The organism is Stackebrandtia nassauensis DSM 44728, assembly GCF_000024545.1.
GTDB lineage: Bacteria > Actinomycetota > Actinomycetes > Mycobacteriales > Micromonosporaceae > Stackebrandtia > Stackebrandtia nassauensis.
On record NC_013947.1, the window covers coordinates 4,322,267 to 4,335,796 of the forward strand.

The 13,530-nt window shown below is 70.4% G+C and carries 6 protein-coding genes; all 6 read left to right on the forward strand.

Annotation, left to right across the window (positions count from 1 at the left end; all coding sequences use genetic code 11):
- The first annotated feature begins 355 nt into the window (after positions 1-355).
- The 6 genes from SNAS_RS20000 to SNAS_RS20025 are packed head-to-tail and all read left to right on the forward strand — an operon-like array spanning position 356 to position 13,524.
- Entirely contained in the window at positions 356-5,428 is a 5,073-nt protein-coding gene (locus SNAS_RS20000) for a non-ribosomal peptide synthetase (protein WP_013019277.1), read from the forward strand.
- Entirely contained in the window at positions 5,425-8,349 is a 2,925-nt protein-coding gene (locus SNAS_RS20005; RefSeq protein ID WP_013019278.1) for a type I polyketide synthase, read from the forward strand. Before SNAS_RS20000 ends, SNAS_RS20005 begins: the two co-directional genes overlap by 4 nt.
- A 4-nt stretch (positions 8,350-8,353) precedes the next feature.
- A complete protein-coding gene (locus SNAS_RS20010; RefSeq protein WP_013019279.1) occupies positions 8,354-8,560 on the forward strand; it encodes an MbtH family protein in 207 nt (68 codons plus the stop codon).
- The gene (locus SNAS_RS20015; RefSeq protein WP_013019280.1) at positions 8,553-9,332 is read left to right on the forward strand and encodes a thioesterase II family protein; all 780 of its coding nucleotides are present in this window, start codon (positions 8,553-8,555) and stop codon (positions 9,330-9,332) included. Before SNAS_RS20010 ends, SNAS_RS20015 begins: the two co-directional genes overlap by 8 nt.
- Positions 9,329-10,990: an acyl-CoA dehydrogenase family protein gene (locus SNAS_RS20020; RefSeq protein WP_013019281.1), complete on the forward strand. Its 1,662-nt coding sequence runs from the start codon at positions 9,329-9,331 to the stop codon at positions 10,988-10,990. Before SNAS_RS20015 ends, SNAS_RS20020 begins: the two co-directional genes overlap by 4 nt.
- Positions 10,987-13,524: a lantibiotic dehydratase gene (locus SNAS_RS20025; RefSeq protein WP_013019282.1), complete on the forward strand. Its 2,538-nt coding sequence runs from the start codon at positions 10,987-10,989 to the stop codon at positions 13,522-13,524. The genes SNAS_RS20020 and SNAS_RS20025 overlap by 4 nt, the downstream gene beginning before the upstream one ends.
- The last annotated feature ends 6 nt before the right edge of the window (positions 13,525-13,530 follow it).

The window sequence follows — 13,530 nt, forward strand, 5'->3', positions numbered from 1 at the left end:
CCAAAGGTAGTGTATTGTCGCTCCTATCCGAAGTCAGTGGGATTGTGAGGGAGAGACACGAAGAGCCGCTGAGTTGCAACGGAAGTCGCCATGAGCCCCGGGAGGCACTCGCGACGACCACCCCCAGGTGCTTTCGGCAAGCGCCCATTGCCCAGGCCTGTTACCGCAGCATGCGGTAGGTGTGTACAGGTTTGTAGTCCCTTTTAGAGAAACTTTGACAATTCGTTCGGGCTGCCCAAAAACAGCCGTCCATAACGAATTGCGTCGGTCGACGACGAAACAACCCCTCCTCAATGGATGATGCCTTGACAATGCCTGCGCGCCGTTCATTGAGGTTTCCCGGAAGGACCCGAACATGGATCAAAACAACACCGACAACTCCGCGAACGACGCCGATTCCAGTCTCATCGAGCAATTCGAGGCTCAGGTCAAACTGAACCCCACCACGGTGGCGGTCGAGGTCGGCGACACCCGGCTCAGCTACCGCGAACTCAACGACCGCGCCGACCAGGTCAGCGCCGCCCTGCAACTGCGCGGCGCCGGACCCGACACGGTGGTGGCCACGTTGCTGCCCAGGGGAATCGACCTCACCGTCGCCATGGTCGGCGTCATCAAGGCCGGTGCGGCCTACCTGACGATGGACACCTCGGCCCCGGCACAGCGGCTGGCGACCATGATCACCGCCGCGGGGGCTCCCTGGCTGCTGACCGACGCGGCTCACTGCCCCGAGGGGCTGACCGACGCGGTCGATGCCGAGCCGATCCTGATGGACTCCCCGGACCTGCACGGCGCCGGGCTGGTGCCACCGGCCACCGCGGGGCACCCCGACGACCTGGCCTATGTGGTCTTCACCTCCGGATCCACCGGGGATCCCAAGGGGATCATGGTCTCGCACGCCAGCCTCGCCGACATCGTCGCCTGGCATCGCGGCTCGCACGCCATCTCCCCCGGCGACCGGCTCAGCATGATGATGTCGCCCAGCTTCGACGCCTTCGTCACCGAGATCTGGCCCGCGCTGACCAGCGGCGCCACCATCTGCGTCGTCGACGACGCGGTCCGCACCGATCCGCCGCGCATGCGCGACTGGCTGCTGCGCAACGAGATCAACGTCGCCGCGCTGCCGACTCCGCTGGCCGACGCCCTGGTGGGGCTGGACTGGCCCGCCACGGCGAGTCTGCGCATCGCGCACACCGGCGGCGACCGGCTCACCAAACGTCCGCATCCGGACGCGCCGTTCACGCTCGTCAACTGCTACGGCCCCAGCGAGACGACCGTGGACGCGACCGCCGGGGCCGTGACACCGGAACCGGCCGACGGGAGGCTGCCGTCCATCGGCCGGGAGTTGCCCGGCGTCACCGCCCACCTCCTCGACGCAGAGCTGCGCCCGGTGGAGCCGGGCCAGGCCGGGGAGCTGTACCTGGGCGGGGTGAGCCTGGCGCGTGGCTATATCGGACAACCGGCGCTGACCGCCGACCGTTTCGTCCCCGATCCCTTCGACAGCCGCGGCGGGCGACGGCTGTACCGGACCGGCGACCTGGTGCGGCGGCTGCCGGACGGACGGCTGGAGTTCGTCAACCGCAACGACGCCCAGATCCAGGTGCGCGGGCACCGGGTCGAACCGGCCGAGGTGGCCGCGGCGCTGTTGACCCATCCCGATCTGGAGCAGGCCTTCGTCCACGGGCTCGACCAGCCCGGCGGGCCACTGTTGGCCGCGCACGTGGTACCCCGCGATCCCCGCCGGGTGCCGACGGTGAAGGCGCTGCGCGAGCACCTGCGGCACCGGCTGCCCGACTACATGGTCCCGGCCGTGTTCGTCACCGTCGACGCGCTGCCGCTGCTGGCCACCGGCAAGGTGGACGTGTCGCTGCTGAGCAAGGTCGGCACCGGAAAACCGCTGACCGACACCCCGTACCGCGCGCCCCGCGACGGGCTCGAGACCCGGCTGGCCGCGATCTGGTGCGAGGTCCTGAATCTGGAGCGGGTCGGCATCGACGACGACCTGTTCCTCCTGGGTGGACATTCGCTGACCGCCACCACCATCGCCGCCCGCATCCGCACCGACGAGGGCGTGGAGGTGTCGGTCGCCGACATCCTGACCACGACGACGATCGCGGCGCTGGCGGAACTGGTGACCGGGCGCCGGGGCACCCCGGGCACGCTGCCCAGTCTCACCGCGACCGAACGCACCCGCGCGCCGATGTCGCGGCAGCAGGAGCAGGTGTGGTTCCTGGAGAAGCTCAACCCCGACAGCATCGCGTACCACGCGCAGGCCACGATCCGGGTCGTCGGTGAACTGGACCTTGACGTCCTGGACCGGGTGCTGACCGAGATCGACCGGCGGCACGCGATCTTCCGTACCACCTATGTGGAGGACGAGACCGGTCGCTGGCAGGTCATCCACCCACCCGCGCCGACCACGGCCCGGCGCATCGACCTGTCCGGTCTGCCCGAGCCGAAGCGCTCGCAGCGCTGCGAGGAACTGGTCGCCACCGAGATGCGCCGCCGCTTCGACCTGGCGAAACTGCCGCTGTGCCGCTGGACGGCGGTGCGGCTGTCCGACGACGAGCACGAACTGATCTTCGTGGAGCACCACCTGGTCCACGATGGCTGGTCGTCCTCGCTGGTGGTGCGGGAGCTCAAGGAGCTGTACGGCGCCTTCCTCGCGGGCGAGGAGTCGCCGCTGCCGGAGCTGCCCGCCCAATACCACGACTTCGCGGTGTGGCAGCACGACGAGCTGGAGAACGGGGGTCCACTGTCGAAACAGCTGGACTTCTGGCGGGAGCGGATGGCCGACCCGCCCGACCCGTTGACGATCCACCCCGACCGGCCGCGTCCGGCGGTCAGCGCCAACCAGGGCAACATGTTGCGCGTCGACCTGCCCGCCTCGCTGCCGAGCGCGCTGCGCGAGTTCTGCCGCGACCAGCGGGTGACGCTGTTCTCGGCGATGTTCGCGGGCTTCGCGGCCCTGCTGCACCGCTACACCGCGCTGTCGGACCTGTGCATCGCCTCGGCCTACGCCAACCGCCGCATCCCCGACACGCAGGCCATGATCGGCATGTTCGTCAACCCGGTGCTGCTGCGCTGCCGCGTCGAACCCGGCGACGACTTCGCCGCGCTGGTAAGGCAATCGGCGAACCTGCTGGCCGAGGCCTCCGACTACCAGGAGTACCCGTTCCCGGAGCTGGTGCGGGCGCTCAATCCGGAGCGGGACACCTCGACGCAACCGCTGACCCAGGTCATGTTCAGCGCGCACGATTCGGCGGTCCCCGAGCTGGATCTGGGTCCGGCTTCGGCGACGGTCTTCGAACGCGGCAACGGTTCGGCCAAGATGGACCTGGACGTGGTGGTGCTGCCGCGCGCCGAAAGCCAGGCCCGCGACTCCGAGGCCGTCGACGAGCGCATCACCCTGTTGTGGGAGTACAACTCCGAACTGTTCGACACCGAAACGATGCACCGCATGGCGGGGCACTACATCCGCCTGCTCGAACTGGCCGTTGCCGAGCCGGACTCCCCCATCACTCGGCTGCCGTTGGCTTCCCGTGGCGAGGTCCAGCGGGCCCTGGCGGAGTGGAATCCGCCGTCGCGTCCGCATCAGCCGCCGCTGGTTCCCGATGAGGTGTTCGCTCGCGCGGCCGAGCACCCCGAGGCGATCGCCGTCGCCGCCGACGCGTCCACATTGACGTACGGACGGCTGGCGGAACGCGCGACCGCGCTGGCGGGACGGCTTCCCGACAGCGGCGTCGTCGGGGTGCTGCTGCCACGCGGTGCCGACCTCGCGGTGGCCGAACTGGGGGTCATGGCCAGCGGGGCGGCGTTCGTGCCCATCGACGTCGGCGCGCCCGGCGCGCGCATCGCCTACCTGTGCGAGGACGCCGCGATCACGACGGTCGTGACGACGGCCCAGCACGCGGCCAAGCTCCCCGAAACCGTTACGGCCGTGCTGATCGAGCAGCTGTCGATGGCCGAGGCCGTCGAGCGTCGGTCGCCGGGGCCGGACGATCCGGCCTACGTCATCTACACGTCCGGTTCGACCGGCGCCCCCAAGGGGGTCGTCGTCAGCCACGGCGCGATGGCCAACCTGGTGGCCTGGCACCGCGAACAGCTCGCGCTGTCCGCTGAGGACCGGTTCACGATGGTGGCCTCACCGGCCTTCGACGTGTCGATCGGCGAGATCTGGCCCGCGCTGGCCAGCGGGGCGTCGCTGTCCATCCCGGACGACAGCGTCCGGCTGGTCCCCGAGCGGCTGCGGGACTGGCTGTGCGACAACCGCATCACCGTCACCGACCTGCCGGTCGCACTGGTGGAGTCACTGCTGAGTGTGGACTGGCCGAAGCCGAACGCGTTGCGGCTGATGCTGACCGGCGGCGACCGGCTCACCAAGCGTCCACCAGGGTCACTTCCGTTCCAGGTTCTCAACGCCTACGGCCCCACCGAAGCCACCGTCACCGCCACCAGCGGCGTCGTCGGCACGGACGGGTCCTCACTGCGGCCGCCGTCCATCGGACGGCCGATCACCGGCGCCCGCGCCTACGTACTGGACGGCGAACTCGAACCGTGCGTCGTCGGCGTCCCCGGCGAGCTCTACCTCGGCGGGGCCGGGGTGGCGTTGGGGTACCTGAACCGGCCCGGCCTCACCGCCGACCGGTTCGTCCCCGACCCGTTCGCCGCGACACCGGGCCAGCGGCTGTACCGCACCGGCGACCTGGTCCGGCAGCTGCCGGACGGGCGGCTGGAGTTCTTGGAGCGCAACGACTCCCAGATCAAACTGCGGGGCCACCGCATCGAGCCCGCCGAGATCGCCGCCGCGCTGCGCGAACACGACGCGGTCGAGCAGGCGCACGTCACGCTGCGGTCGCGCACCCGCACCGGCTCGGCCGGGGCCGCCGATCAGCTCGTGGCGTTCCTGACCGCCGCCGGTTCCGATCGGCCGGAGGCCGCGCGGTTGCGCGAGCACCTCGCCGATCGGCTGCCGAGCTACATGGTCCCCGCCGCCTTCGCCTGGATCGACACCCTGCCGCTGAACCAGAACGGCAAAGTGGACACCTCCCGGCTGACCGCGCCGGAACCCGAGACCGCCACCGCCGCCACGGCACTGGCACCCGACAACGACCTGGAACAGCGACTCGTCCAACTGTGGAAAGAGGTCCTGGAACGCGACGAGGTCGGCGTCGGCGACAACTTCTTCGACCTCGGCGGGCATTCGCTGCTGCTGGGGCATCTCCACCACCGCATGACCACCGAGCTGGACATCGACCTGCCGATCGTGGCGCTGTTCCAGCACACCTCTATCCGCGCCGTGTCCCGCCACCTGTCGGGCGCCGGACCCACCAACGGCACCACCCCGGTTCAGGCCCGCGCGCGCCGCGCCGGAAACGCCAGGTTGAACCGCCGCCGCAACCAAAGACGATCCAGTGAGGAGTCACAGTGAACACCGAGGTCGACGCGACCCACATAGCCGTCATCGGGATGGCCGGACGTTTCCCCGGAGCCGTTGACCTGGAACAGTTCTGGGACAACCTCGCCGAGGGCGTCGAGTCCGTGCGACAGCTTCCGGCACCCGAGGGCGGCTCCCACCAGCCCGCCTGCGGCGTCCTGGACGAGGCCGAGTACTTCGACTGCGACTACTTCGGATACGCGCCCCGCGAGGCGATGCTCATCGACCCGCAGCACCGACTGTTCATGGAGTGCGCCGTGGAGGCGCTGGAATACGCCGGTGAGGATCCGGCGCGCTACCCCGGACCGATCGGTGTCTACGGTGGAGCCAGCCAGTCCCTGTACCGGGAGACGCTGCGCCCGTACCGGGATCTGTTGGGCGGCCCCAGTTCCTTCCAGATGCACCTGGGTTCGGGCAGCGACTTCCTGACCACCCGTACCTCGTACCAGCTGAACCTGCGCGGCCCCGCCGTGTCGGTGCAGACCGCCTGTTCCACGTCGCTGGTGGCGATCCACCAGGCGGTGCAGGCGCTGCTGGCCGGTGAATGCGACATCGCGCTGGCAGGGGGCGCGGGCGTTCAGGTGCCGGTCTACCCGGGCGAGTACACCGAGGGCGGCGTCCTGGCCGCCGACGGGCACTGCCGGGCCTTCGACGCGAAGGCCAGCGGGATGATCAGCGGTGACGGCGTCGGCATCGTGGTCCTGAAGCGACTGTCCGACGCCGTCGCCGAGGGCAACACCGTGCACGCGGTGCTGCTGGGCACCGCCGTCAACAACGACGGCAGCGCCAAGATCGGTTTCACCGCGCCCAGTGTCGCGGGTCAGGCCGAGGTGATGCGCACGGCGCTGGAACTCACCGAGATCGAACCCGACACCGTCGACTACATCGAGGCGCACGGCACCGGGACGCCCTTGGGCGACCCGATCGAGATCGCCGCGTTGACCGAGGCTTACGGCAACGCGGCGACCCGGTCGCGGACCGGCTGGGTCGGTTCGGTGAAGACGAACATCGGCCACACCGACGCGGCGGCGGGCGTCGCCGGGTTCATCAAGGTGGTGCTGGCGCTGCGGAACCGGCAGCTGCCGCCGAGCCTGAACTTCGACACCCCGAACCCGAAGATCGACTTCGCCGCGTCCCCGTTCCAGGTCAACACGAGCTTGCGTGACTGGGACACGGACGACCGGCCGCGCCGCGCGGCGGTCAACTCGCTGGGGCTGGGCGGCACCAACGCCCACGCGATCCTCGAGGAGGCCCCCGATCCGGGTCCGGTCGAGGCGTCGGCGCCGTGGCAGTTGGTCGTCGTGTCGGCGCGCACCGAGTCGGCGCTGGCGGCGGCCCGGACCCGGCTGGCCGGGCATCTGGACCGCCACCCGGACCTCGCGCTCGCCGACGTCGCCTGGACCACACAGGCCGGACGCACCGAACACCCGCACCGGCAGTCCTTCGTGGCCAGCAGTGCGGCGGAGCTGGTCGAGCGGCTCACCGAGCCCGCCGCCGAGCGGGTCGACGCCATCGAGGACGTCAAACGTCCCGTGGTGATGGTGTTCCCGGGCCAGGGCGGGCAGCGGATCGGGATGGCGCGCGACCTGTACCGGCACGTCCCGGTGTTCCGGGACGGGTTCGACGAGTGCGCGAAGCTGTTCGCCGAGCAGCTCGGCATCGACCTGCGTGACGTCCTGTACCCGGAACCGGGCGAGCGCGACTGGGCCGAGTCCGAGTTGGCGACGATGCCGGTGAGCCACGCGGCGATCTTCGCCGTCGAGCACTCGCTGTACCGACTGTGGACACACTGGGGTGTCGAGCCGGACGCCGTGGCCGGGCACAGCCTCGGCGCCTACGCGGCGGCCTGCGCCGCCGGGGTGTTCTCGCTGACCGACGCGACGGCCATCGTGGCCGAACGCAGCCGGATCCTGGGCAGCCTGCCCGAGGGCGCGATGCTCGCGGTCCCGTTGCCGGAGCAGGCGGTCGCGGCGATACTGCCGGTTGAGTTGTCCATCGCCGCCATCAACGGGCCGGGCCAGTGCGTCGTGTCCGGACCGGCCGAGGCCATCATGGACTTCGCCAGGCGGATGGACGGCGACGGCGTCGACGTGCGCCGCCTGCACATCCCCAGCGCGGCCCACTCCTCGCTGATCGAGCCCCGGTTGCCGGGCTTCCGCGAGTTCATGAACACGATGAGCTGCGGCGATCCCCGGATCCCGATCGTGTCGGACCGCACCGGTGTCTTCCTGACCGCCGAGCAGACCGGCGACCGCGGCTACTGGACCGGCCACCTGCGCGACACGGTCCGGTTCGGACAGACCCTGTCCACGATGCTGGAACGCGACAACGTGACCATCGTGGAGGCCGGGCCGGGACACACGCTGACCACACTGGCGCAACGGCACCCGGAGTTCCGGGACGGACAGCTGGCCGTTCCCAGCCTGCCGCACCCCTCCGACCCCGGCTCCAGCCTGGCCCACACCCTGGCCGCCGTCGGTTCACTGTGGAGCGCCGGGCACGGGATCGACTGGGCCAACGTCCACTCCGGTGCCCGCAGGCGCCGGATCCCGCTGCCGGGTTATCCCTTCGAGCGCACCCGGTTCAAGGTCGACCCCTCGGCCGACCCTCCGGTGGCGATCGAACCGAGCACGGCCGCCGCGGCCCGCTCGCAGGCGTCCGAGGCACCGGTCACCGGCACCGAGGTCGCCGTGGCGGCGGTGTTCCAGGAGATCCTCGGCGTTCCCGCCCCGGGACGGCAGGGGCACTTCTTCAAGCTGGGCGGCGACTCGCTGCTGGCGACCCAGTTGACCACGTGGATCCGCGAGACCTACGACGTGAAGGTCCCGATCAGCCGGGTCTTCCGCAGTCCCACCGTCGCGGCGCTGGCCGAACTCATCGACGACGACCGCACGGAAACCGAAACCAGGAGGTAATCCCATGTTCGAAGACAATGACGGCCGCGAGTACGTCGTGGTGCGCAACGATGTCAACCAGTACTCGATCTGGCCCAGCGACCGGCAGCCGCCCACCGGCTGGGCCCCGGCGGGCCGCACCGGTTCCAAGGCCGACTGCCTGGCCGAGATCGCCGAGGTGTGGACCGACATGCGTCCGGCCCCCCGAACCGGGACCGATGCCCATGTTTGACCCCACCGGATGGCTCGCCAACCGGCGAGCGAACCCCGCCGCCCCGACGCGGCTCTACTGTTTCCCGCACAGCGGCGGCTCCCCCGGCGAATACCTGCGCTGGACCGACCGGATCGCGGGCGTCGAGCTGTGGGCGGTGCAGTATCCCGGCCGTGGCTCCCGTATGGACGAGGAACCGGTGCGGGACCTGGACACGCTGATCCTGCGACTGTCGGCCGACGCCGACTTCGACGGCCGGTTCGGGTTCTTCGGGCACAGCCTGGGAGCACTGGTCGCCTACGAGACCGCCCACAAGCTGCGCGAACTGGGCCACGTCACACCACAGTGGCTGTTCGTGTCGGCTTATCCGGCACCGCACCTGACCGTGATGCAGGACCGCGAGCCGCTGCATCTGTCCTCGGACGCCGAACTCACCGAACGGCTGCTGGCCGACTTCGGCGAATCCGCCGAGCAGGTGCGCGAGGATCCCGAGTTCCTCAAGACGCTGCTCAACACCAACCGGGCCGACTACTCGATGGTCGAGACCTACAAGTACCGGCAACGGCCGCCGCTGGAGTCGGCGATCCACGTCGTCGGCGGCCTGGACGACGAGATCCCCCCGGACGAGCTCGTCGCGTGGCAGCGGCACACGTCCCGCGAGTTCGCGGTGCACCTGCTGCCCGGCGGCCACTTCTACTTCCGGGACAACCCGCGACAGCTGCTCGACCTACTGGCGGTGGCGGCCGGGCATCCCTCCCGGCCGCTGCCCAAGCCCGCGAAGGGAACGCCATGACCACGTTGATGACCGCCACCTCGTCGCTGCCGAGCCTGTTCGACGAGCTGTGCCTGGGCCGGATCCGCTGGGATCTGTTGCGGCCCTTCCCGATCCAGGGCGCCACCGACCGCGCCCACGGCGAGGCCGTCACCGGCGAACTGAACCGGGTGCTGGCCAAGTACGGCGAACCCCACCACACCGACACCTCGGCGCTGATCACCAAGGAACTGCTGTGTGACCTGGCGGCCCCGGAACTGCTGGGGCCGCGCCCCGCCGAGACCGAACTGTCGGACACGAACCTGTTCCGGCTGCTGGAGACCGCCGCCGACTGGACCCCGGCGCTGGGTACGGCCACGGCCGTCAACCGGCTGCTGGGTGCCTGGTCGTATCTGCCGTTGACGCAGGACGGGCGGCTGCGCGAGTTCATCCTCGCCAACACGCCGGGCCGTGTCGGCGCCGGAGCCGACACCGACCTGTCCGGCGCGGGCAGCCGGTTGCGGTCCGTCACCGCCACCCCGGTTGACGACGGCTCCGCGTTCCTTCTCAACGGCACCAAGGCTTTCGTCACCAACGCCCCGATCGCCGACATCATCGACGTCTCGGCGACCGTCGTCGACGACGCCCAGCCGCGGGTGGTGTTGTTCTTCCTCACCACCGACACGCCGGGCGTCGAGATCGGACACCGGCACGACCTGACCGGCCCCGACGGGCTGCCCAACGGCATGGTCCGGCTGACCGACGTGCGGGTGCCGAGGGAACACATCCTCGGCGACGCCGACCTCGGTTGGCAGTCCATACCGGACCTGACGTCGCTGATGGTGCGGGCGCGGTTCTTCGTCGTCTCGGCGCCGTCGCTGTCGCTCATCAAGCACTGTGTCCGGTCGGCGGCCGAGTTCGCCGCCCGCAGGCTGGTGGACCAGGTTCCGCTGGTCGAGTACGACTACATCGAGCACCTGCTGGCCGGGATCGGCGCCGAGCGCTTCGCCGCACAGAGCCTCGTCGACTGGTGCACCCTGGCCACCGGCCGCGCCAACACGATCCCCGAGCAGCGGGTGGCCAAGAACCTGATGTCGATGGCCTGCTGGCGGGTCGCCGACCAGGCGACGTCCATCATGGGCGCCCAGGGAGTCGAGACCGCCGCCGGGAAACGGGACCGGGGCGCGCCCGCCGCCGGGTCCGTCGAACACGCCCTGCGGACGGCCCGGGCCATGCGGGTCGCGGGCGGGGTGGACTTCCTGGTCGACTACCTGGCCGGTTGCGCCGGGGTGTTCCCGCTCCACTACGACGCGGCACAGCCGGTCGGTTCCTCGACGGTGATCCCCGCCGATCTTCCCGATCCGCTGCGCGGTCACGCCGAGTTCCTCACCTGGGAGGTGCACCGGTTCGCCGAGCGGGCCCGCGCCTTCGTCAGGCGCTACCCCGATCCGGCGCAACTGCATGAGCGGCAGGCGATCCCGATCCTGATGAACCGGATCGCCTCGGAGCTGCTGGCGATGGTCCTGACCGTCGCGCGCGCCGGTGACCCCGGCACCGACCCGCTGCCGGTGGACCTGGCCAACACCTACTGCGCGCGGGCACGACGCCGGATCGCCGACGCGTTCCGGGAACTCAACGACGGCACGCCCCCGGGGCGGCGCCGGATCGTCCGGGAACTCCTGAAGGGAGTGTCCAAATGAGTGCCGAACACCTGATCCCGCTGCCGGGCTCGGACTGGAAGTTGTGGCGCGAGTGTTCGCTGCGCAGCGCCGGGTTCCCGGTCGAACTCGCGTCGCGGTTCTCGGATCCGGCGATCGTTCGCGAGGCCCTGGCCGAGGAGTCCGGAGGTGACTTCGTCGACCGGTACACGGAAGCGGTCGACCGCTCGGTCAAGGCACTGCGCTCGTTCGTGGAGCTGCCCGGGTTCCGGGAGGCCGTCGCCTGGCAGAACCCGGCGATCCTGCACAACTGGCTGACGAAGATGGCGCATTCGGGCGACGACCGCAAACTGCGCAAGAACCGGTACATGAAGGCGGTGGCGTCGTACGCGCAGCGCTACTTCACCAAGAACGACACCATCGGCTTCTTCGGGCCGGTCGGCTGGGCCACCTGGGACGACGACGTCGCGGAGCTTCAGGTGACCACGGGCGCGAAGCTGCTACGCCGTCGGGCCACGTACTTCGAGACCTGGGCGATCGAGGCGCTGGCGGGCGTGCTGGCGGAGGATCCCCGGTTGCGGCCGTGGCTGCGGCCCCGGCTGGTGGCCGGATGCTGGCGCGACGCGTCCAGTGTGAACCGTCCCTACGCCGCGCCGTTCCCGCTGGACGCCGAACAGGCCGCACTGCTCGACGCCTGCGACGGATCCCGGACCGTACGCCAACTGGCGCAGGCGTTCGAGACCTCGCAGCGGTGGGACGAGCCGGAGATCATCTCGCAGCTGACGACGTGGTGCGACCAAGAGCTGGTCGAGCTCGATTTCGCCGGGCCGATCGAGGCCCGGCCGGAGCTGCGGTTGCGTCAGCAACTGGAGTCCATTGGTGACGATGAGGCGCGGCTTCACGCGCTGGAGCAGCTGACCCGGTTGGAGGCGGCCCGGTACCGGGTGACGCTGAGCCGGGGCGACCCCGAGGGGGTGGCCGACGCGTGCGTGAATCTGGCGCGGGTCTTCGAGGACATCACCAAACGCAAGTCGAGCCGCAACGACGGCAAGATGTACGCGGGCCGGACTCTGGTCTATGAGGACACTCGCCGCGATGTCGATGTCACCCTGGGGGCGTCGGTGCTGGCGGAGTTGGCGCCGCCGCTGCGGATCGTGCTGGACTCGGCCGCGTGGCTGATCGCGCGGGCCGGTGAGGTGCTGCACGATCGGCTGCGCGATCTGGTGCGGGCCTACCAGTCCGACACCGGTGGCAGCGGCATGCCGCTGCCGGAGCTGCTGGCCCGGTCGACGCCGATCCTGCATCCGTGGAACCCCGGCGACTCGCCGCTGGGCGCGGTGCGCGAGGAGTTCCAGAGCCGCTGGGCGCGGGTGCTCGGTGAACCCGAGTGGGTGCAAAGCTGGCAGACCGATCCGGAACCGGCCGACGCGCCGCCACCGGACGATCCGGAGGAGCCGGACACCGTCAAGCCGAGGCCGCCGCCGCGCGGCCCCGACGACGCGGGCACGGTCAAGCCGAAGCCACCCCCGCGTGGCCCCGACGAGGCCACGCTGGCCGACGGGGAGACCGCCTCGGGGCACCGGCCGGACGAGGTCGCCATCGGCGAAGCGCGGGCGCCGCGGCGACAGTTCGCGTCGCGCGATCTCGTCGAGCGGGCCGCGCGGTTGTTCCCGCCCGCGCCCGCACCGTGGGCCGGGGCCATGCACCTGTCCCCCGACATCATGATCGCCGCCCGCGACGCGCAGGCCGTCAACGATGGCGACTTCGCGTTCGTGCTCGGCGAACTGCACCTGGCCAACAACACCCTCCAGGCCCGGCCGTTCGTCGAGATGCACGACGATCCCGACGCCCTGCTGGCCGCCACCGAGTCCGACTTCGGCGACGAACGTGTCTACTATGTCCCGACCCGCAAGTCGCCGCAGGTCAACTCGCGCGCCTACCCGTCGGCGATCCTGCCGCCGTCCTACACCTACTGGTGTCTGCACGACGACTCCGGCGGCGCGGCGGGCCCGGTGATCCCGGCCGGAACCATGACCGTGTTCCTCGACGGCGACCGGCTGCGGGTCCGCGACCGCGACGGCCGCGAGTTCGGCCTGCTCGCCGTCCTGGACGAGCAGCTGGCCTGGCCGATCGCCGACATCTTCGCCCCGATCCCGAAACGTCGGCACCAGCCGCGCTTCTCGATCGACAAGCTCGTGCTGCACCGCGAGAGCTGGCACTTCCTCGCCGACGAGCTCGACTGGGCCTTCGCCTCGACCCCGGCCGAGCGGTTCCGCGAAGCCCAGCACTGGTGCCGCGAGCAGGCCATCCCCTCCCGGGTGTTCTACAAACTGTCCACGGAGGAGAAACCCTGCTTCGGCGACCTGTCCAGCGTCGCGCTCGTCGAATGCCTGGCCCAGGCCATCCGGGCCGCCGTCGAGCAGGACGAGACCGCCACCGTCGGCCTCAGCGAGATGCTGCCCGACCTGCACCAGGCCTGGCTGCCCGGGCCGGACGGCGAAATGTACACATCGGAACTTCGATTCGTGGCCGTGAACCCGCACGGCACCGACAACATCCTCGACACCCCTTCCTAAGGACTG